This is a genomic window from uncultured Arthrobacter sp., from assembly GCF_947493765.1.
Taxonomy (GTDB): domain Bacteria; phylum Actinomycetota; class Actinomycetes; order Actinomycetales; family Micrococcaceae; genus Arthrobacter_D.
Map to the genome: position 1 here is coordinate 511,925 of NZ_CANLSZ010000001.1, position 21,176 is coordinate 533,100.

The 21,176-nt window shown below is 68.8% G+C and carries 19 protein-coding genes; 7 read left to right on the top strand and 12 right to left on the bottom strand.

The window, feature by feature from the left end; translation table 11 throughout:
* Positions 1-30 precede the first annotated feature (30 nt).
* Positions 31-708, top strand: coding sequence for an amino acid ABC transporter permease (locus tag Q0747_RS02365; RefSeq protein ID WP_298251641.1), 678 nt, complete (start codon positions 31-33; stop codon positions 706-708).
* On the top strand, positions 705-1,571 hold the full coding sequence (locus Q0747_RS02370) for an amino acid ABC transporter permease (protein ID WP_298251642.1): 867 nt from the start codon (positions 705-707) through the stop codon (positions 1,569-1,571). The genes Q0747_RS02365 and Q0747_RS02370 overlap by 4 nt, the downstream gene beginning before the upstream one ends.
* A gap of 146 nt (positions 1,572-1,717) precedes the next feature.
* On the opposite strand, the gene dapE is transcribed toward Q0747_RS02370, so the two are convergent.
* Positions 1,718-2,809 (bottom strand): succinyl-diaminopimelate desuccinylase, encoded by a 1,092-nt coding sequence (dapE, locus tag Q0747_RS02375; RefSeq protein WP_298251643.1) that lies wholly within the window; start codon positions 2,807-2,809, stop codon positions 1,718-1,720.
* A 32-nt stretch (positions 2,810-2,841) separates the two neighbouring features.
* Here dapE and dapD point away from each other — a divergent pair, with 32 nt between their 5' ends.
* Positions 2,842-3,870, top strand: coding sequence for a 2,3,4,5-tetrahydropyridine-2,6-dicarboxylate N-succinyltransferase (gene dapD, locus Q0747_RS02380; RefSeq protein ID WP_298251644.1), 1,029 nt, complete (start codon positions 2,842-2,844; stop codon positions 3,868-3,870).
* Between the two features lie 3 nt (positions 3,871-3,873).
* A complete protein-coding gene (locus tag Q0747_RS02385) occupies positions 3,874-4,722 on the top strand; it encodes a hypothetical protein (protein ID WP_298251645.1) in 849 nt (282 codons plus the stop codon).
* 152 nt (positions 4,723-4,874) lie between these two features.
* On the opposite strand, the gene Q0747_RS02390 is transcribed toward Q0747_RS02385, so the two are convergent.
* Positions 4,875-5,489 carry a hypothetical protein gene (locus tag Q0747_RS02390; protein WP_298251646.1) on the bottom strand — a complete coding sequence of 205 codons (615 nt, stop codon included), beginning with the start codon at positions 5,487-5,489 and terminating at the stop codon, positions 4,875-4,877.
* Positions 5,490-5,784: 295 nt separating this feature from the next.
* Between Q0747_RS02390 and galE the strand changes: the two genes are divergently transcribed.
* Positions 5,785-6,810 (top strand): UDP-glucose 4-epimerase GalE, encoded by a 1,026-nt coding sequence (gene galE / locus Q0747_RS02395; RefSeq protein ID WP_298251647.1) that lies wholly within the window; start codon positions 5,785-5,787, stop codon positions 6,808-6,810.
* Between the two features lie 91 nt (positions 6,811-6,901).
* Here the strand turns inward: galE and Q0747_RS02400 are convergent, their stop codons facing one another.
* From Q0747_RS02400 to fdxA, 3 genes are all read right to left on the bottom strand, one after another.
* The gene (locus Q0747_RS02400) at positions 6,902-8,185 is read right to left on the bottom strand and encodes a citrate synthase (RefSeq protein ID WP_298251648.1); all 1,284 of its coding nucleotides are present in this window, start codon (positions 8,183-8,185) and stop codon (positions 6,902-6,904) included.
* A 148-nt stretch (positions 8,186-8,333) separates the two neighbouring features.
* Positions 8,334-9,488: a succinyldiaminopimelate transaminase gene (dapC, locus tag Q0747_RS02405; RefSeq protein WP_298251649.1), complete on the bottom strand. Its 1,155-nt coding sequence runs from the start codon at positions 9,486-9,488 to the stop codon at positions 8,334-8,336.
* Positions 9,489-9,815 (bottom strand): ferredoxin, encoded by a 327-nt coding sequence (fdxA, locus tag Q0747_RS02410; protein WP_298251650.1) that lies wholly within the window; start codon positions 9,813-9,815, stop codon positions 9,489-9,491.
* Positions 9,816-9,951: 136 nt separating this feature from the next.
* Between fdxA and Q0747_RS02415 the strand changes: the two genes are divergently transcribed.
* Both Q0747_RS02415 and Q0747_RS02420 read left to right on the top strand, forming a co-directional pair.
* The gene (locus Q0747_RS02415; RefSeq protein ID WP_298251651.1) at positions 9,952-10,206 is read left to right on the top strand and encodes a hypothetical protein; all 255 of its coding nucleotides are present in this window, start codon (positions 9,952-9,954) and stop codon (positions 10,204-10,206) included.
* A 131-nt stretch (positions 10,207-10,337) separates the two neighbouring features.
* Positions 10,338-10,832 carry a transcriptional regulator gene (locus tag Q0747_RS02420; protein ID WP_298251652.1) on the top strand — a complete coding sequence of 165 codons (495 nt, stop codon included), beginning with the start codon at positions 10,338-10,340 and terminating at the stop codon, positions 10,830-10,832.
* Here the strand turns inward: Q0747_RS02420 and Q0747_RS02425 are convergent.
* From Q0747_RS02425 to Q0747_RS02455, 7 genes are all read right to left on the bottom strand, one after another.
* Positions 10,795-11,280 carry a hypothetical protein gene (locus tag Q0747_RS02425; RefSeq protein WP_298251653.1) on the bottom strand — a complete coding sequence of 162 codons (486 nt, stop codon included), beginning with the start codon at positions 11,278-11,280 and terminating at the stop codon, positions 10,795-10,797. The two genes, Q0747_RS02420 and Q0747_RS02425, sit on opposite strands and share 38 nt — an antisense overlap.
* A gap of 14 nt (positions 11,281-11,294) precedes the next feature.
* Positions 11,295-13,211 carry a translational GTPase TypA gene (gene typA / locus Q0747_RS02430; RefSeq protein ID WP_298251654.1) on the bottom strand — a complete coding sequence of 639 codons (1,917 nt, stop codon included), beginning with the start codon at positions 13,209-13,211 and terminating at the stop codon, positions 11,295-11,297.
* Between the two features lie 187 nt (positions 13,212-13,398).
* A complete protein-coding gene (locus Q0747_RS02435) occupies positions 13,399-15,090 on the bottom strand; it encodes a BCCT family transporter (RefSeq protein ID WP_298251759.1) in 1,692 nt (563 codons plus the stop codon).
* A gap of 463 nt (positions 15,091-15,553) precedes the next feature.
* A complete protein-coding gene (locus Q0747_RS02440; protein ID WP_298251760.1) occupies positions 15,554-17,263 on the bottom strand; it encodes an ABC transporter ATP-binding protein in 1,710 nt (569 codons plus the stop codon).
* Between the two features lie 14 nt (positions 17,264-17,277).
* A complete protein-coding gene (locus Q0747_RS02445) occupies positions 17,278-18,285 on the bottom strand; it encodes an ABC transporter permease (RefSeq protein ID WP_298251655.1) in 1,008 nt (335 codons plus the stop codon).
* Positions 18,278-19,204 carry an ABC transporter permease gene (locus Q0747_RS02450; RefSeq protein WP_298251656.1) on the bottom strand — a complete coding sequence of 309 codons (927 nt, stop codon included), beginning with the start codon at positions 19,202-19,204 and terminating at the stop codon, positions 18,278-18,280. The genes Q0747_RS02445 and Q0747_RS02450 overlap by 8 nt, the downstream gene beginning before the upstream one ends.
* A 134-nt stretch (positions 19,205-19,338) precedes the next feature.
* Complete coding sequence (locus Q0747_RS02455; protein ID WP_298251657.1) at positions 19,339-20,982, bottom strand: ABC transporter substrate-binding protein; 1,644 nt, start codon at positions 20,980-20,982, stop codon at positions 19,339-19,341.
* Positions 20,983-21,176: the final 194 nt, after the last annotated feature.

Consider the following 21,176-nt stretch of genomic DNA (forward strand, 5'->3'; position numbering starts at 1 on the left):
TCATGCTCCTCAACAGATACGGGGTGATCCGTGGAGAACTATCTCTCCCTCTTCGAGACGTACGACGTGCCCGCTGCGTTCTGGGTCAACATCCAGCTCTCCTTCTGGGCCGCCATCTGGGCGCTGGCCCTCGGCACCGTCCTGGCGCTCTTCCGCATCTCCCCGGTCCGGAGCCTCCAGTGGTTCGGCGCGGCCTACGTCAACATCTTCCGCAACACACCCCTGACCATCATCCTCGCCTTCGGCTTCCTCGGACTGTTCTCCGTGATGCAGATCAACCTGGCCCAGGACCTCAATCTGAGCCTGTTCCGGATCGCGATCGTCGGCCTGTCGCTCTACCACGCGGCCTTCGTGTGCGAGGCCATCCGCAGCGGCGTCAACACCGTTCCCCTCGGCCAGGCCGAGGCAGCCAGGGCCATCGGCCTGGGCTTCCTCCCCGCCGCCCGGCTCATCATCCTGCCGCAGGCCTTCCGGGGGGCCATCGCTCCCCTGGGGAACGTCCTCATCGCGCTGATCAAGAACTCGACCGTGGCGGCGGCAGGCTCGGTCGCGGCCGAGTCGTCGAGCCTCATGAAGACCATGATCGAGTTCCGGTCCGATCTCGTGATCCCCATCTTCTTCACCTTCGCCCTCGGCTTCGTGATCCTGGTGATCCCCATCGGACTCCTGACCACCTGGGCCTCACGGAAACTGGCGGTGGCACGATGAGCGCTCAGCAGGTCCTCTTCGACGCACCCGGGCCGCGTACGCGCCGGATCATCCTGATCTGCAACATCGTCGGCGTCCTGATCGTGCTCGCCCTCCTCGCCTGGATCGTCTCCGCACTGGCCGACAAGGGGCAGTTGACGGCGAGCATGTGGACGCCGTTCCTCCAGGCGCGGACGTGGGAGTTCTTCATCCTGCCCGGCCTCCTCAACACGCTCAAGGCCGCGGGCATCGCGATCCTCACCTCCGTGGCCTTCGGTCTGCTCTTCGGGATCGGCAGGCTCTCCCACATCGCCCCGATCCGCTGGGCCGCCGGCGTCGTCGTCGAGTTCCTCCGTGCCGTCCCGGTCCTGCTGATGATGATCTTCTTCTGGCTCGCGCTCGGCCGGTCCGGCGTGGTGGAGCCGCAGGATGCGCCGCTGATCGCCGTGATCCTCGCGCTCACGCTCTACAACGGCTCGGTGATCGCGGAGCTCGTCCGCTCCGGCGTCCACGGGCTGCCGAAGGGCCAGCGCGAGGCGGGCATGGCGATCGGCCTGACCCGGAACCAGTCGCTGCGCAACATCGAGGTGCCGCAGGCGCTGATCGCGATGCTGCCCGCCCTCATCAGCCAGTTCGTCGTCATCCTGAAGGACTCCGCGCTCGGCTACATCATCACCTATCCGGAGCTGCTGCAGTACACAAGGCGCCTGGGGGTCGGCGAGGGCAATGTGATCCCGTCACTGCTCGTCGCCGCGACCATCTTCATCCTGATCAACTTCGCGCTGTCCAGCCTGGCCACGCGGCTGTCCTCCCTCCTGACGTTCCGGACCAGGGTCCGCAGGCCCGCGAAGGACGTGGTCGTGATGGACCCCGCCTCGACCTGAGCCTACTCCTCACCGCGGACGCGGCCGGACCCTGATCGGACCGGACTGATCGGACCGGACTGATCGGACCGGCCGGGTCGAGCCCGACTGATCGGGCCGGCTTCGTTAGCCGGTCTGATCGGGTCGGCCCAGTCAGGCCAGCCAGGTCAGGTCAGCCAGGTCAGCAGCGCGTCGAGGCAGGCACGGATCGCGTCGGCATGGACGTGCTCGTCGTCGGTATGCGCCAGCAGGGCGTCCCCCGGGCCGAAGTTCACGGCGGGGATGCCGAGGGCACTGAAGCGGGCCACGTCGGTCCAGCCGTATTTCGGCTTCGGATCGGCGCCGACGGCTGCCACGAAGGCGGCTGCCGCGGGGTGCTGCAGCCCGGGACGGGCGCCGGCCGCGGTATCCGTCCGCTCCACGTCGAAGCCCTCCAGCAGCGTCCGCACGTACGCCTCCGCCTCGTCCGGGGTCTTGTCCGGCGCGAAGCGGTAGTTCACCTCGATGACGGTGCTGTCGGGGATGACATTGCCGGCCGTTCCCCCGGTGATCCTCACGGCGTTCAGGCTCTCGCGGTAGTCGAGGCCGTCCACGTGCACGGTGGCGGGCTCGTGGTCGCGGAGGCGCACGAGGACCTCGGCGGCCCCGTGGATGGCGTTCACACCCATCCAGGCGCGGGCGGAATGGGAGGCCTTCCCCGCGATGCGGACGTCGAAGCGGGCGGTGCCGTTGCATCCGCCCTCCACCGTGCCGTCCGTCGGTTCGAGCAGCACAGCGAAGTCGGCGGCCAGCCAGTCGGGACGGGATACGGCCACCCGGCCCAGGCCGCTGAGGGATGCCTCGACCTCCTCGTGGTCGTAGAAGACGAAGGTGATGTCCCGGCTCGGGGTGGTGAGCGCGGCGGCGAGCGCCAGCTGGACCGCGACGCCGCCCTTCATGTCCGTGGCCCCCCGGCCGTACAGGGTCCCGCCCTCCCAGGTCGAGGGCACCGTGCCGCGCGCGCCCGGCGTCGTCGGGAGGGGCACGGTGTCGAGGTGACCGGCCAGGATCACGCGCTCGCCACGCCCGAGCGTCGTCCGCGCCATCACGCAGTCGCCGTCGCGCACCACCTCGAGGTGGTCGAGACCCCTCAGGGCCTGCTCCACGGCATCGGCGAGGGCCTCCTCGTTGCCCGAGACACTCCCGATGTCGATCAGGCGGGCGGTCAGCTGGGCCACGTCGGAGGTGGGGTCGAGCTCCGGGGCAGGGGTCTGGATCATGGCGCAACACTATCGCTCGGTAGACTGCAGCCATGACTTCCCCCATGTCCACCCCCTCCCCCGACGGTGCCCGGCGTTCGGCCGGCGGAACCGGTCTCGCGACGATGGCGGCCGACGGTTCGGTGCTCGACACCTGGTTCCCCGCCCCCTGGCTCCGGGAGGCCCCTCGCCCGACGGACGGCGCCGACCCCGCCGGCGACACCAGCACCGGTACCGACCACGCGGCGCCCGACCACACGGAACTCCGCGACACCCTGGAAGGTCTGGCCCGGGACGGTGCCGACGACGCCCGGAAGGTGACCCAGCGCGTCGTCGAGCTGACCATCGATCCCGACACCGCCCCCGCGAGCACCGAGGACGCCTACCTGCGGCTCCAGCTGCTCTCGCACCGGCTCGTACGGCCCAACACGATCAATCTCGACGGCATCTTCGGCCTGCTCGCCAACGTCGTATGGACCAATCACGGACCCGCCGCCGTCCAGGGCTTCGAGACCGTCCGCGCCGCCCTGCGCGCCCGCGGGCCCGTGGCCGTCCACGGCGTCGACAAGTTCCCCCGCATGACCGACTACGTGGTCCCGGCGGGCGTGCGGATCGCGGATGCCGATCGGGTGCGCCTGGGCGCACACCTCGCCGAGGGCACCACCGTGATGCACGAGGGCTTCGTGAACTTCAACGCGGGCACGCTCGGCCACTCCATGGTGGAGGGCCGCATCTCGGCGGGCGTGGTCGTGGGCGACGGTTCGGACATCGGCGGTGGAGCCTCGATCATGGGCACGCTCTCCGGAGGCGGGACGGCACGCATCACGCTCGGCGAGCGCTGTCTGCTCGGCGCCGAGTCGGGGGTGGGCATCTCCCTGGGCGACGACTGCGTGGTCGAGGCGGGCCTGTACCTGACCGCCGGCACCAAGGTGATGCTGCAGGACGGCTCGTTCGTCAAGGCCCGCGAGCTCTCGGGCGAGGACGGCATCCTCTTCCTGCGCAACTCGGCGACCGGCGTGGTGGAGGCCCGTCCCCGCACCGGCCACGGCATCGCCCTCAATCCGGCCCTGCACGCGAACTGACCCATGACGCCGAGCGCTGGCTCCCGTGCCCGCCGGCGATGGACCGGCGCCGTCCTCGCCGGACTGCTCGTGGTCGTCGGAGGAGCGGTGGTCGTCAACCAGGCCGGCGGTGGTGAGATGCTCGTCCGCGAGCGCTGTACGGCCACCGTGGGCACGGAGACCTTCGACCTCTCGCCCACGCAGACCGAGAACGCCGCCCTGATCGCCGGGGTGGCCGTGAACCGCGGACTGCCCGCCAGGGCTGCCTCGATCGCTATCGCGACGGCGTTCCAGGAATCACGGCTGGAGAACATCGACTACGGGGACGACGCCGGACCGGACTCCCGCGGTCTCTTCCAGCAGCGTCCGTCACAGGGCTGGGGCACCGAGGAGCAGATCATGATGCCGCTGTACGCGGTGGGTGCCTTCTACGACGCCCTGGTGCAGGTACCCGGATACGAGTCCATGCCCATCACCGAGGCCGCGCAGCGGGTGCAGCGCTCCGCCTACCCGGAGGCCTACGCGGACCACGAGCCGGAGGGGCGCGCCTTCGCATCGGCACTGACCGGGAACTCACCGGCTGCCCTCGACTGCTCGCTCCGCACGCCGGGCGGTACCGGCGACGCCCTCTCGGTGTCCAGCTCCGCGGACGAGGTCTTCGGTCCCCTCGGCGGGACCGCCGACGGACGGCAGCTGGTCCTGGAGGCGGAGCAGACCATGGGCTGGGCCGTGGCCCAGTGGGCCGTGGCGAACGCCTCCGCCCTGCACATCACCTCGGTCAGCTACGCGGACCTGGAGTGGACGCGCACCGGGGAGGGCTGGACCATGACGACCACGGAGCCGGCCACCCTGACCATCGGCGTGGCGGACTGAGTCCCGCTGCGGGTCGGGCCGCCGCAGTCGGGGTACCCCTCGTCAGATCGATCGCCGGACGGCTCGTCGGGTACCCCTCGTCGGCCCGCTGCTCCTCGGAGTCCCCCTCGTCGGCCCGCCTCTCGTCGGGGTACCCCTCCTCGGGTGCCCCGTCAGGCGAGCATCCTGATGACCGGCTCCACATAGCTGCGGAAGGACCTCTCGTCGTCGAACAGCTCCTGTCCCAGCAGGAGCTTGTCGGGCTCCACCCACCAGGCCCGCCGGACGCCGAGCGGGAGCTCCACCAGCTCCAACGTGAACCGGCGCGCCGCACGCCCCAGCTCCAGCTCGCGTTCCTGCAGCATCGCGGCGAGCACGCCCTCCATGCTGTCGGCGCCGCGCGAACCCGCGTGCAGCGCGTAGTCGGCGCACCGTTCCTGCGCCCACTCCATGGCCGCCCCGACGTGGGCCCGCAGCAGGGCCTTGAGCGCCTCCATGCCGTCCAGGGCGTCAAAATCGGGCGGGACCGGAAGCACGGCGTCGACGATCCGGTTGCGGAGCAGTCCGTGCCACCAGGCCTCCCACTCCACCCGGAGTGCGGCGCTCCCGCCCAGCGGCTCCGAGAGGCGATGGTGGTCCGTGACGCGCACTGCCGGGACGGCCGGCGGGAGGGTGGGGTGCCCCGACGCCGTGAGTCCCGCACAATCGCGCAGGTACAGCGCCACCAGGAGCACTTCGGACGTATCGACCGTGAAATAGGCGCTGTAGCCGGCGTCGGAGTACGACATGGGCCTCCTTCGGACCAGTCAGGCTGCTCCAAGGGTAGACCCCGGACGCCCGGCGTTCCAGAGCGGGCCGGGCGTACCGCAACCGGGGACTTCGGCCACCCGACGCGCGTGTCGCAGCAAGACACGCCGCCCGATCGCCGTCCGGGCGCGCGCTGTCCCCGATCCGACACCACCGGCGACGCACCGACACCACGCAGCGACCGTCCGGCAGAGGGCAGGCGACCGTCCGGCAGCAGGCAGGTCACGCCCCGGCGCAGGCGGGCGACGGTGCCGACACCCGACCTAGGATGGAGGGATGAAGATCCTCGTCACCGGTGGCAGCGGCTACATCGGTTCCCACACGGTCCTGACCCTGCTCGAGAACAGCCACGACGTCGTCGTGGTGGACAATCTGCTGAACTCCACGGAGGCCTCCCTCGAGCGCGTGGCGTCGCTGGCGGGTCGCACCCCGGTGTTCCATCGGGCGGATCTGCTGGACGAGACGCGGCTGCGGGCCATCTTCGCCGAGGAGAAGGTGGACGCCGTGATCCACTTCGCGGGACTGAAGGCCGTGGGCGAGTCGGTCGAGAAGCCGCTGTACTACTACCACAACAACGTGGGCGGCACCCTGAACCTGCTGCGGGTCATGGACGACGCCGGAGTGCGCACCCTCGTGTTCAGTTCCTCCGCCACCGTCTACGGCACCTCCGACGAGGTGCCCCTCACGGAGAAGCTCCCCCTGGACGCCGTGAACCCGTACGGACGCACTAAGGAGCAGATCGAGGACATCCTCTCGGATCTCGGCGCGTCCGATCCGCGCTGGAACATCGCCCTCCTGCGCTACTTCAACCCGGTGGGCGCGCACGCGTCGGGCACCATCGGCGAGGACCCCACAGGCGTCCCGAACAACCTGCTGCCCTTCGTGGCCCAGGTGGCCGTCGGCCGGCGGGAGAAGGTGCGGATCTTCGGCAACGACTACCCCACGCCGGACGGCACGGGCGTGCGCGACTACATCCACGTGGTGGATCTCGCCGAGGGACACCTGGCCGCCCTGGACTACCTCGTGGCCCACGGCGGCGTGCACACCTGGAATCTCGGCACCGGGACCGGCTCCTCAGTGCTGGAGGTCCTCGACGCCTTCTCCGCCGCCGCGGGCCGGGACATCCCCTACGAGTTCGCGCCCCGCCGTCCCGGTGACGCCGCCGTCAGCTACGCGGACCCGTCGTCAGCACTCGCCGATCTGGGCTGGTCCGCGGGCCGTAGCCTGGCGCAGATGTGCGAGGACCACTGGCGCTGGCAGAAGGACAACCCGCAGGGCTACGCGTCGTCCGGGAACGACTGACCCCGGGACCCGGCCACAGCGCTCACGACGACGGCGGCCGCCCTCCCCGTGAGGGTGGGCGGCCGCCGTCGGGCAGCACCGGAAGCCGTGCTCAGCGTGCGGGGTAGTGGCGCTCCCCCTCGCCCGTGTACAGCTGGCGCGGGCGGCCGATCTTGGTCTGCGGGTCCTGCATCATCTCGCGCCACTGGGCGATCCAGCCCGGCAGTCGGCCGATGGCGAAGAGCACCGTGAACATCTTCTCCGGGAAGCCCATGGCCTTGTAGATCAGGCCGGTGTAGAAGTCCACGTTCGGGTACAGCTTGCGCTCGATGAAGTAGTCGTCGGCGAGGGCCTTCTCCTCGAGCCGCATGGCGATGTCGAGCAGTTCGTCGTTTCCCCCGAGCCTGCTGAGGATGTCGTGCGCCGTGGCCTTGACGATCTTCGCCCGCGGATCGTAGTTCTTGTACACGCGGTGTCCGAAGCCCATGAGCTTCACGCCGTCTTCCTTGTTCTTGACCTTCTCCATGAAGTCCTCGGGCCTGACGCCCTGGGACTTGATGTCGCGCAGCATGTTCAGCACGGCCTCGTTGGCACCGCCGTGGAGCGGCCCGAAGAGGGCGTTGATCCCGGCGGACACCGATGCGAACATGTTCGCGTTCGAGCTCCCCACCAGGCGCACGGTCGACGTCGAGCAGTTCTGCTCGTGGTCCGCGTGCAGGATCAGCAGCAGGTCCAGGGCCTTGACCATCATCGGGTCCACGTCGTACGGCTCGGCGGGAAGGCCGAAGGAGAGCCGCAGGAAGTTCTCCACCAGGTTCATGGAGTTGTCCGGGTACAGCATGGGCTGACCGATGGACTTCTTGTGCGCGTAGGCCGCGATGACCGGGAGCTTCGCCATGAGGCGGAAGGTGGACAGTTCCACCTGCTCGTCGTCGAAGGGGTCCAGCGAATCCTGGTAGAAGGTGGACAGCGCCGACACGGCCGAGGACAGCACGGGCATGGGATGGGCGTCGCGCGGGAAGCCGCCGAAGAACCCCTTGAGCTCCTCGTGCAGCAGCGTGTGGCGGCGGATCCGGCTGTCGAAGGCGCTCAGTTCCTCGGGCGTGGGCAGATTGCCGTAGATGAGCAGGTAGGACACCTCGAGGAAGCTCGAACCCTTCGCGAGCTCCTCGATGGGGTAGCCGCGGTACCGGAGGATCCCGGCGTCGCCGTCGATGTAGGTGATGGCCGAGGTGGTCGCGGCGGTGTTCATGAAACCCGGGTCGTACGTGACCTGACCCGTCTGCTTCAGGAGCTTCGACACGTCGTAGCCGTTGTTGCCCTCCACCGCCGGCACCAGCGGCAACTCGAGCCGACCACCGTCGTAGTGGAGGGACGCAGCATTCTGCTCTGTCATTGATTCTCCTTCAGGGGCCGGCACGAGGTCAGCACGTCATCGCTCTGCCGGAGCACAGGTGTCACTCCGGGACAAGCATCAGGCCAAACGCTACCGCCAGCCCCCCATGATCGCTAATTCCCCGCGGCCCTCGCGGCCTGCGCCGGGGTCAGGGCGAGGCGCCGGCCAGACGGGCCACGGCGGCCTCGATCCGCTCGTCGGCGCCGGTCAGGGCGAACCGGACGAAGCCCTCGCCGGCGTCCCCGTAGAAGGAGCCGGGTCCGACGAGGATCCCCAGTCCGGCGAGCCACTCGATGGTCTCCCACGTCGGCTTCCCGCTCGTGGCCCAGAGGTACAGCCCGGCGTCGGAGCCGTGGACCGTGAAGCCGGCTCCCCGGAGCGCCGGGAGGAGCCGAGCCCGACGGCGGCGGTAGCGGTCCTTCTGCTCCTCGACGTGCGCGTCGTCCCCGAGCGCCACGCGCATCGCCTCCTGCACGGGGTACGGGACGATCATGCCCGCGTGCTTGCGGGAGTTGACGAGGCTCGCGACGAGCGCCGGATCCCCCGCGGTGAAGGCGGCCCGGTACCCGGCGAGATTGGACTGCTTGCTCAGCGAGTAGACCGCCAGCAGGAGCTCGTGGGAGTCCCCGCAGACCCGCGGGTCCAGGATGCTGGGGACGGCGCTGCCCGACTCCGCCGCATCCCAGCGCCCCCACCCGAGTTCGCCGTAGCACTCGTCGGAGGCGACGACGGCGCCGAGCGCCCGGGCGTCGTCCACGATGCTGCGCAGCTGGTCGGCGTCGAGCACCTCGCCCGTCGGGTTGCCCGGGGAGTTGATCCACACCAGGCGCACCCGGTCACGGATGTCCTGCGGCAGCTCGGCGAGGGAGTCGGATGCCACGGGAGTGGCTCCTGCGAGGTGGGCGCCGATGTCGTAGGTGGGATACGCGATGGCGGGGCGCACGACGACGTCGCCCTCCCCCAGGCCGAGCAGGAGCGGGAGCCAGGCGACGAGCTCCTTGGAGCCCACGGTCGGCAGGATGTCCTGCGGGTCCAGACCGGGCACGCCCCTGCGCCGGGCGAACCAGGCACTGACGGCCTGCCGCAGCGCGAGGGTCCCGTGGGTGGTGGGGTAGCCGTGGGCATCGGCGGCAGCGCCGAGGGCCTCCTGGATCAGCGCGGGCGTCGGATCGACGGGCGTGCCGATCGACAGGTCCACCACGCCGTCCGGGTGCCGTGCCGCGATCTCCTGGAAGGGCGCCATGGAGTCCCATGGGTACCCGGGCAGCTGCAGGCCGAACGGCGTCGGCTCCCGGCCCGCCACCTACGCGGGTTGGTTCTGCGGCGGCAGGACGGCGATGATCGGGTGGTCGAAGCCCGTGTTGCCGACCTTCGCGGCTCCACCGGGTGAACCGAGTTCGTCGAAGAACTCCACATTGGCCTTGTAGTACTCGGCCCACTGCTCCGGGGTGTCGTCCTCGTAGTAGATGGCCTCGACCGGGCACACGGGCTCGCAGGCGCCGCAGTCCACGCACTCGTCGGGGTGGATGTAGAGCGATCGCTCACCCTCGTAGATGCAGTCGACCGGGCATTCCTCGATACAGGCCTTGTCCTTGACATCGACGCACGGCTGCGCGATTACGTAGGTCACTTCCCACGCCTTTCCTTGTGACTGGGTCTGCGGATGCACTCCTCGGTGCGGTCTCCAGCTTAACGCACCGGCGCCGAGCGCTCCTGCCCGCGTCCTCCGGAGCCGGCCGGCGGGGCGCTGCGGCTACCCTTGACGTGTGCAGACACCCGGTGAGTTCCTCGCCACGCTCCCCCTGGGAACCAGGGTGGTCGTCCGGCACCGCATCGGCGGGGGCGTCACGGACTCCCTCGGCGACCTGCTGGCCCTCGGTGCCTCCAGCTGCACGGTGCGTACCCGGCGCGGCGACGACGTCGTCCTGCTCGACGACGTCACCGCGGCGAAGCCCGTGCCGCCCGCCCCGCCACGACGCGCGCCGCGGCGCCGGCCCCCGGGTGACCTAACGGGCGACTGACGAACGAGGCAGGTGACCGACCGGGCGAATGACGGCCGGGGCAGGTGACGGATCGAAGACCTCGGCCCGGACCTCGGACTGCTGCGATTGGGAGACCCAATCGGTCACACCGGCTCCCGTAGAATCGTGGCATGGACGGCGACGAGGAGCTCCAGGCGCGGGCCCGCGCGCTGAGTTCGCCCGTCCGGCTCCGGATCCTGCGCCTCTGTCTCCACCGACCGAGGACGAACAAGGAGATCGCCCAGACGCTCGCGCTCAACCCGGCGACGGCCCTGCACCACGTCCGCACCCTCCTGTCCACGGGCTTCCTCGTGGCCGGTGAGGCCCGCAGCGGCAAGCGCGGCGCGCGGGAGATCCCCTACCGCGCCACCGGGTTGTCCTGGAGCAGCCGGGTGCCCGACTCCGCTCCCGTGCTCGTGGAGACCTTCCTCCAGGAGATCGAGGGACTGCAGCCGGCGGAGATCGAGGTGTGGAGACTGGGCGTCCGGCTCAACCGCGGCCATCGGGCGGAGCTGCTCGGCCGCCTGCAGGCGGTCCTCGACGAGTACGTCCGCCGGGGTCCCGACGAGGACGGCGAGGCCACGTCCATCATGCTGGCGCATCATCCTGACCGGACGGCCGACTGACCGCGGGACGAGGAGCACTCCGGCGCCGTGGGCGCAGCACCACGGAGCCCACCACCACCGCCACCAGCGTGACCACGAGGACTCCGAACAACCACAGATTCCCGGCCAGGGCCGTCCCCGGAGCCATCTCGGAGGAGCCCGTCAGGATCAGTGTCCTGGGGGACGTGGAGAGCAGGGCGACGACGCCGTACGCCACTGCGCCCGACACCGCGCTCATGATCACGTTCCGGGCCCAGAGACCGCTGAGCAGGAAGAGGCTCGACGCGAGGAGCAGCGCCCCGAGGGCCCCGACCGGCAGCTGGGCGCCGCCGACCACCAGGAGCTGGGCATGGAGCAGGGTCCCGAGGATCCCCGCCGCCCCGCCGGCCGCCACGGCGCCGGGCAGTCCCCGGAACGACGGACGCCGGTCCCGCCCCACAGGGGAGGTACCGGCGTCGTCGTCGTGCATGGGGCCGTCTCGCGCTAGGCGCGGGCGCGGGACCGCGAGGCCCGCATGCGCTCGTTGGCGTCGAGGATGACCTTGCGGATCCGGATGGACTCCGGCGTCACCTCGACGCACTCGTCCTCCCGCGCGAACTCGAGGGACTCCTCGAGGGTGAGGTTGCGCGGCGGGGTGAGGTTCTCGAAGGAGTCCGACGACGCCGCACGCATGTTGGTGAGCTTCTTCTCCTTCGTGATGTTGACCTCCATGTCGTCGGCGCGTGAGTTCTCGCCGACGATCATGCCCTCGTACACCTCGGAGGTGGGCTGCACGAAGAACGAGCCCCGCTCCTGCAGGTTGATCATCGCGAACGGTGTCACCACGCCCGCACGATCCGCGATCATGGAGCCGTTGGTGCGGTACTCGATGTCACCGGCCCAGGCCTCGTACCCCTCGGAGATCGACGCGGCGATCCCGGAGCCGCGGGTGTCGGTCAGGAAGCGCGTCCGGAAGCCGATGAGGCCGCGGGCGGGCACGGTGAACTCCATGCGGACCCAGCCCGTACCGTGGTTGGCCATGTTGGTCATGCGGCCCTTGCGCGCGGCCAGCAGCTGCGTGACGCCGCCCAGGTACTCCTCGGGGACGTCGATGGTCATGTGCTCCATGGGCTCGTGGACCTTGCCGTCCACGGTCCGGGTGACCACCTGCGGCTTGCCGACGGTCAGCTCGAAGCCCTCGCGGCGCATCTGCTCCACGAGGATGGCCAGGGCCAGCTCGCCGCGGCCCTGGACCTCCCAGGCGTCGGGGCGGGCCGTGGGGAGCACGCGGAGCGAGACGTTGCCGATCAGCTCCTTGTCGAGGCGGTCCTTGACCTGGCGGGCGGTCACCTTGGCTCCCTTGACCCTGCCGGCGAGCGGCGAGGTGTTGATGCCGATGGTGACGGAGATCGCGGGATCGTCGACGGTGATCAGCGGCAGCGGCTGCGGGTTGTCGACGTCGGTCAGGGTCTCGCCGATGGTGATGCCCTCGATCCCGGCGACGGCCACGATCTCTCCGGGGCCGGCAGAATCGGTGGGCACGCGGTCGAGCGCCTTCGTGGCGAGGAGCTCGGTGATCTTCACGGTCTTCAGCTCGCCGTTCTGGCGGGCCCAGGCAACCTGCTGGCCCTTGCGCAGCGTGCCGTTGAAGATCCGCAGCAGCGCCAGGCGGCCCAGGAAGGGTGAGGCATCCAGGTTGGTGACGTGGGCCTGCAGCACACCCTCGGGGTCGTACCGGGGCGCCGGGATGTGCTCGATGATCGTCTGGAACAGGGGCTCCAGGTTGTCGTTCGAGGGCACGCTGCCGTCGGCGGGCTGCTCGAGCGAGGCCGCCCCCGCGCGGGCCGCGGCGTACACCACGGGCACGTTCAGGATCGAGTCGAGGTCGAGATCGGGAACCTCGTCGGCCAGATCGGAGGCGAGGCCGAGCAGGAGGTCCATGGACTCGCTGACGACCTCCTCGATGCGGGAGTCGGGGCGGTCGGTCTTGTTGACCAGCAGTACCACGGGAAGCTTGGCGGCCAGCGCCTTGCGGAGCACGAAGCGGGTCTGGGGCAGGGGGCCCTCGGAGGCATCCACCAGCAGCACCACACCGTCGACCATGGAGAGGCCGCGTTCCACCTCGCCGCCGAAGTCGGCGTGGCCCGGGGTGTCGATGACGTTGATGGTGATGGTCTCACCGTTGGCGGAGGGGCCGTCGTAGAACACCGTGGTGTTCTTGGCGAGGATGGTGATGCCCTTCTCGCGCTCGAGATCGCCGGAATCCATGACGCGCTCCGCCACGTCGCCGTGGGCCGCGAAGGAGTTGGTCTGCTTGAGCATGGCGTCGACCAGGGTGGTTTTTCCGTGGTCAACGTGGGCCACGATGGCTACGTTGCGGAGATCGCTGCGGACAGCGGTGTTGCCTGCGGTTTCAGACATGCGTAAGGACTCAATTCCGTGTCTACTGCGGGGAAAGTGGTGGCGGCTGCAGTGCACGCCTCACCACATTCTAGGCGCTGGACAAAATCAGACCTAATGGACTCTGTCAATGCTCGTCCGGCAGCGGCCCCGGACACACGACGGCGGTCCTCCCCGGGGAGGACCGCCGTCGTGCCCTGCGTGTGTGTCAGCTGTGCGGGTAGCGCCGCGGCTTCCGCGGAGCACCGGGCGTCGGTGTCTCGCCACCGGCCCGCAGGGTCTCCGCGGAGTAGTCGGCGAGGTGCTCCTGCACCTGCCGCTCCACCTGCCCGGACATGGACTCGCTGACCTGGTCGCTGACGCGCTCGGCCATCGCCGTGGTGGCCACCCGCTGCAGGGCTGCCTCCTTGGCACGGTGCTCGCGGTGGAAGGCCTTCGCCGTTGCGACGGTCATGAGCAGCATCACGATGCTGAAGGGCAGGGCCGTCAGGATCGCGGCCGTCTGGATGGAACTCAGTCCGGTGTCGCCCACCAGCAGCAGGGACGTCGCGACGAGGGATGCCAGTACGGCCCAGAACACACGCACCCAGTTCCGGGGATTGGCGTCGCCGCCGGTGGAGATCATGCTCATGACGAGCGCCCCGGAGTCGGCGGAGGTGATGAAGAAGATGGCGATCAGGATGATCGCCCCGATCAGGAGCGCCGGTCCACCCGGGAGATCGGTGAGCAGTCCGAACAGGGCGTTCTCGGTGTCCACCGACCCGTCGTCGGCCACCAGGCCACCCTGCCCGAAGATCTCGCGGTAGATGGCCGATCCGCCGAGCACGGCGAACCAGAGGAACCCGAGCGTGGTGGGGACCAACAGCACACCGGCCACGAACTCGCGGACCGTGCGGCCCTTGGAGATACGGGCGATGAAGATGCCCACGAACGGGGCCCAGGACATCCACCAGCCCCAGTAGAAGGTGCTCCACGCGGCCTGCCAGGCTTCGCCCTCGGCCCCGGCGAACGCGAGGGTGTTGAAGGTCAGGCCGACGACGTTCTGCAGGTAGTTGCCGATCGACTGGACGAACTCGCGCAGCAGGAAGAGGGTGGGCCCGGCGAAGAGCACCACGAGCAGCAGGACGCCCGCGAGGACGAGGTTGATGTTGGAGAGCCACTTCATGCCCTTGCCCACCCCGGAGACCACCGAGAGGATCGTCAGTGCCGTGATGGCCAGGATCAGACCCACCTGGGTGGCCTTGGTCGCGGCGAGGATACCGGCGCTGTCGAGGCCCGAGGAGATCTGGAGGACACCGAGGCCCAGCGAGGTGGCCACACCGAACAGCGTGCCCACGAGTGCGACGACGTCGATGGCGTGGCCCCAGCCGCCCTTGACGCGATCACCGAGCAGCGGCTCGAGGGTCCAGCGGATGGAGATGGGGCGGCCGCGGCGGTGCACGGCGTAGGCGATGGACAGCCCGACGACCACGTAGATGCTCCAGGCGTGCAGCCCCCAGTGGAGGAACGTCTGCGTGATGGCCTGCTGGCCGAGCTCCACCTCCGATCCGGTGACACCGGGACGTGGGCTCGCGAAGTGGTTCAGCGGTTCTGCGACGCCCCAGAACACGAGGCCGATGCCCATACCTGCGGCGAAGAGGAGGGCGAACCAGGACATCGTGGAGAACTCGGGCTTGTCATCGTCCTTGCCCAGCCGGATATCACCGTAGCGACTGAATCCGACCCACAGGGAGAAGATGACGAAGAAGGCGACGAGGGCCACGTAGTACCAGCCGAAGGCACCGATCACGTTCTCCTGGATACCCGCGAAGAGAGCGGCGGCGGAGTCGGGGGCGATGAGCGCGTAGGCCACGAAGACCACGATCAGGACGGAGGCAGGGATGAAGACGGGCAGGGCCAGTCGTGCTCTCCGGGCGGGGCGTTCCCGCTCCTCCGCCGTCTGCTGGGGCGGACTGGCGACAGCCTCGTCCCGGGACTTGATACTCACGGATGTTCTCCTTCTGACGTGCGACGTGCCTCTGGCACAGGGCTGCGATCCGGGCTTCGGACCTGAGGTCAGCTATCCAGAGTACAGAGGAGGCCACGATCCGGGAGGTGGGGCGGGCGCTCTCCAGGCGCGGATGAGGCCCGGATACCCGCGGTCATCTCTCAGGAAACCCTACGGAGGGCTGGAAGCGTAAGGATATGGCGCCCGCGTCGGAATGGGGAGGCGCGCCGATCAGTGACAGCCCAATCGTTACACTCGGGGCCTCTTTCTCCTGCTACGGCGGCCCCTCCTCCGGACAGGGCACTGAGCGGCCCCCGGCATCGGGGGCCGCTCAGCAGCACGTGTCGACCCGTCCGGCCGGTGGACCGGACCGGAATCAGGCTGCCTCGGGTGGCAGCTCCAGACCGGCACCCGGGATGGCCGCCAGCAGGGCCTGCGTGTACGCGGTCTGCGGGTTGTCGAACACCTCGTCCGTGGTGCCCTGTTCCACGAGGCGCCCCTTCTCCATGACGGCGACGTGGTCGGCGATCTGCCGCACCACCGCCAGGTCGTGGGTGATGAAGAGATAGCTCAGCCCGAGCTCGGACTGCAGATCGGCCAGCAGATTCAGGATCTGTGCCTGCACCAGCACGTCGAGGGCGGAGACGGCCTCGTCGCAGATGACCACCTCGGGGTCCAGCGCCAGCGCGCGGGCGATCGCCACGCGCTGCCGCTGTCCGCCCGAGAGCTCGTTCGGGAACCGCTGCATCATCGAGGACGGCAGCGCCACCTGGTCGAGCAGTTCGCGGACCTTCTTCTCGCGGCTCTTCGAGTCGCCGATACCGTGGACCCGCAGGGGCTCCTCGATGGTCCGGTAGATGTTGTACATCGGGTCGAGGGACCCGTAGGGATCCTGGAAGATCGGCTGGACCCTCCGGCGGAAGTCGAACAGGTCCTTCCGGCCCAGGGTGGTGATGTCCACGCCGTCGAAGCGGATGCTGCCCGACGTCGCGTCCTCGAGTCCCAGGACCATCTTCGCGACCGTCGACTTGCCCGACCCGGACTCGCCCACCACAGCTGTGGTGGTGCCCCGCTGGACCGAGAAGGACACGTCGTCCACCGCGGTGAAGTCGGTGGACCTGCCCCAGCTGCCCCGCAGCTTGAAGACCTTGGTGAGGTCCGACACCTCGATCACGGAGTCCTTCGCCGCGTCGACGGGCACGGCGGGAGCCAGGTCGTCCCCGGTCACCACGTGCGCCTTCTTCGCCGACGCGATGCGCCGCGAGGCGATGGACGGTGCCGACGCCACGAGCTTCTGCGTGTACGGGTGGCGTGGGTTGGTCAGCAGTTCCAGGGCGGGGCCCGCCTCCACGACCTGTCCCCGGTACATCACGATCACCTTGTGCGCGCGTTCCGCGGCGAGGCCGAGATCGTGCGTGATGAGCAGGACGGCGGTGCCGAGCTGTTCGGTCATCGTGTCGAGGTGGTCGAGGATCTGGCGCTGGACGGTGACGTCCAGCGCCGACGTCGGCTCGTCGGCGATGAGCAGGCGCGGCCGGCAGGACAGGCCGATCGCGATCAGCGCACGCTGGCGCATGCCCCCCGAGAACTCGTGGGGGTACTGGTTGGCGCGGGACTCGGCATCCGGCAGACCCGCTTCCTCGAGTACCTTCGCCACGTCCTGGGGGCCGCTGGGCAGGCCGTTGGCCCGCAGCGTCTCCCGGACCTGGAAGCCGATCTTCCACACCGGGTTCAGGTTGGACATCGGGTCCTGCGGCACCATGCCGATCGAGGACCCCCGCAGCTCCACGATCCGCTTCCGGGAGGCGCGGGTGATGTCCTCGCCGTCGAAGATGATGCTGCCGTTGGAGACCCGTCCGTTGCCGGGCAGGAGGCCGATGGCCGCGAGCGCCGTCGTCGACTTGCCCGACCCCGACTCCCCCACGATGGCGACGGTCTCCCCCGGCATCACGGTCAGGTGTGCGTTGCGCACCGCCTCGACGTCGCCGTTCGAGGTGGCGAAGGTGATGGCGAGATCGCGCAGCTCGAGCAGGGGCACTGCATCATCCGCGCCGGGTCGCGGCGTGCTGCCGCGGACGTCGTCCATGCCGATACTGTGGCTCATCGTTTGCGTGCCTTCGGGTCGAGAGCGTCACGCAGGGCGTCGCCCAGCATGATGAAGCTCAGAACGGTGATCGACAGAGCCAGCCCGGGCCAGAAGATGGCCATGGGGTTGCTCCGCAGGGAGGGCTTCGCGGCGAAGATGTCGTTGCCCCAGGACATGACGTTCGGGGGCAACCCGATGCCGAGGAAGGACAGCGTCGACTCCGCCACGATGAAGGTACCCAGGGAGATCGTCGCGATGACGATCACGGGTGCCAGCGCATTGGGGATCGCGTGCTTGACGAGCGCACCCAGCGGCGACACCCCGAGCGAGCGCGCCGCCGTGATGAAGTCCGCGTTCCGCACCTCGATGACCGCCGCCCGGGTGATGCGTGCGATCTGCGGCCACCCGAAGGCCACGAGGATGACCACGAGCGTCCACACGTTGCGGTTCTGCTGGAAGACGGGCAGCTGTACCACCACGATCGCGCCGAGGATCAGCGGGAGGGCGAAGAAGATATCACCGAGTCGCGCCAGGATGGCGTCCACCCAGCCGCCGAAGAACCCCGCGAAGGCACCGATCAGTCCGCCGATGATCACCACGCCGATGGTGGCGAACAGGCCGACCGTCAGGGAGGACTGGGTGCCGTACACCACGCGCGACAGGATGTCGCAGCCCTGCACGGTGAAGCCCAGCGGATGGCCCGGAGCGGGTCCGCCGTCCGAGTTCTCGAGCAGGCAGTTCTCGTTGGGTGGTTCGTCGGTGAAGACACCCGGGAACAGTGCCACGAAGATGACCGCCAGGATCAGGATGGCGCTGAGGATGAACAGCGGCTGCCGTCGCAGGCTGCGCCAGGCCTCGCCCCACAGGCTGCGGGGGGCGTCGTCGGTCACGGTACTGTCGGTGGCCTTGATCGGCGTCTCGTCGGGATCCGCCACGAAGTGTTCGATCTCGTACGCGGAGGTCTTGGTGCGCGTCACGGGGGCGGATGGCCCGGTGGGGATGGAGGGTGTTGGTTCAGGCATATCGAATCCTTGGGTCCAGCCACGCGTAGAGGAGATCCACCAGCAGGTTGGCGAGCACGAAGATGAGGATCAGGAAGGTGACGATCGAGACGACCATCGGTCCGTCGCCGTTGAGCACGGCACGGTACAGGGTGTTGCCCACCCCGTTCACATTGAAGATGCCCTCGGTCACGATCGCGCCGCCCATGAGTGCGCCGAGATCGGCGCCGAGGAAGGTCACGACCGGGATCAGCGAGTTGCGCAGCACGTGCACGACGACGACGCGCTTGCGGCTCAGTCCCTTCGCCGTCGCGGTCCGCACGTAGTCCGCGTTGACGTTCTCGATGATGCTGGTGCGGGTGAGGCGCAGGACGTAGGCGAAGGACACGAGTCCGAGCACCACGGCGGGCAGGAGGAGTTCCGTGAAGGTCGCGTCGCCGCTGACCGTCGGGTTGGTCCACTGCAGCTTGACCCCGATCAGGAACTGCATCAGGAAGCCGAGCACGAAGATGGGGACGGCGATGACGACGAGGGAGAGCACGAGGACCGAGGAGTCGAACAGCTTCCCCTTGCGCAGACCGGCGACCAGGCCGAAGACGATCCCGAAGACGGCTTCGAGGACCAGCGCCATGAGGGCGAGCTTCGCCGTGGTCGGGAAGACCTCGGCGATGATCGTGGCGATCGGGCGCCCGGAGAAGTTGGTGCCGAGGTCGAAGGTGAGCACGCCCTTGAGATAGAGCAGGTACTGGACGAAGAAGGGCTCGTCGAGGTTGTACTGCTCACGCAGGCCGGCGACGACGGCGGGGGTGCAGCCGCGGTCCCCGCAGATGGCGGCGGTGGCGTCGCCGGGGAGGCTGAAGACGAGGAAGTACACCAGGAGGGTGGCCCCCAGGAAGACGGGGATCATCTGCAGGAAGCGTCGGACGATGTACCAGGTCATCGGTGCGCTCCTCCCGGCAGGGGACGCGTCCGGACGGGACGCGGGTGGTCATTGTTCATGGGGAAAGTGGAACCTTTGCTTCGGGGCACGGAAAGGGGCCCGCCCGGTGCGGGCGGGCCCCTGACCGCAATGGGCTACTTGCCGGTGATGGCGTAGTACAGCGGGACGCCGTTCCAGCCGAACTCCACACCGTCCACATTGTTGCTCCAGCCGCCCTGGGCAACCTGGTACCACAGCGGGATGGCCGGGAGGTCCTCCAGGATCATCTCCTGGGCCTCGTTCATCATCTCGTTGCCCTCCTCGACGGAGTCGGCCGCGAGACCCTCGGTCAGCTTCTCATCGAAGTCGGGGTTGCTGTAGCGGGCATCGTTCGAACCGGCGCCGGTGGCGTAGATCGGTCCGAGGAAGTTGTACAGCGACGGGTAGTCGGCCTGCCAACCGGAACGCAGCGCACCGGTGAGCTTCTCGTCCGTGGCGTCGGTGCGGGCTTCCTTGAAGGTCGCGTACGGCTTGCCGGATATCTCGATGTCGAGGTTGTTCTTGATGTTGTTCACCACGGCCTCGACCCACGTCTTGTGGTCACCCTTGTCGGCGTTGTAACCGATCGTCAGGGGCTCGGACTCGTCGTAGGGCTCGAGCTCCTCCGCCTGCTCCCACAGCTTCTTCGCCTCGTCGGGGTTGAACTCGAGATTCTCGCTGCCCGGCAGGTCGGGGTTGAATCCGTCGAGAACGGGCGCGGTGAACTCCTTCGCGGGCTCGCGGCCGTTGCTGAAGATCACCTCGGTGATCTCGTCGCGGTTGATCGCCATGGACAGGGCCTGCCGGCGGAGCTTGCCGGCCTCGCCGTCCCAGTTCGGGAGGTAGTACGGGATGGCGATGGTCTGGTTGCCCGCGTAGGGCGACTCGATGGAGCGCTCCCCCAGGTCGTTCTTGAAGTTCTTGATGTCGGACGTGGGGATCGTCTTGAGGACGTCGAGATTGTCCGAGACCAGGTCCTGGTAGGCCGTCGTGTCGTTCTGGTAGATCTTGAACGTGATGCCGCCGTTCTGGGCTTCCTGCGGACCCTCGTACTCGTCGTTCGGGACGAGTTCGATCTGCTGGTTGTGCTGCCAGGCGCCGTCGGAGGCGAACATGTAGGGCCCGTTGCCGATCGGGTTTTCGCCGAACGCGGCCGTGTCCTCGAAGGCGACGGCGGGCAGCGGGTAGAAGGCGCTGTAGCCCAGGCGCAGGGGCCAGTCGGACTCGGGCTGGGCCAGCTTGACGGTGAAGGTCTGATCGTCGACGACCTCGAGGCCGCTCATGGTCTCCACCGTGGAGCCCTCGGCGCTGGCCTCGTCGTAGCCTTCTATGCTCTCGAAGAAGTAGCTGGAGAGCTGTGCGTTCTTCGCGGCGGCGCCGTAGTTCCACGCGTCGACGAACGAGCTCGCGGTGACCGGATCACCGTTGGTGAAGGTCTTGCCCTCCTTCAGCGTGATCGTGTAGTTCTGGGCGTCCTCGGTCTCGATGGACTCGGCCACCTCGTTCTGGGACTTGCCGTCCGCGTCGTAGCTCACCAGACCGGCGAAGACGAGATCGAGGATGGCTCCGCCGCCCACCTCGTTGGTGCTGGTGGGGATCAGCGGGTTCTGGGGCTCCGAGCCGTCCACCACGATGACGGCCTCGGTGTCGCCGCCGCCGCCCCCGTCCGAACTGGAATCCGTGTCCGAGCCGCATGCACTCAGTGCGAGGACGGCGATGGCCGCGACGCTGAGCATTGTGGAACTGCGCGTGTAACGCATTCCGCCTCCTTGGTATTGGTTTCTCCCGGCGTCGATGCAGCCGGTCCGGTCGCCCTCCACTGGGGAGAGCCACCTCACAGGGCAAGATCATATGCCCGTTCCGTTGCCGCGCCGAACATCACGCCGCATCACGCCGAAGCGGACCCCTCGCGGGAGGCGCCAGGAGGGCCGGAGAACCTCCACCTCTCGCGTCC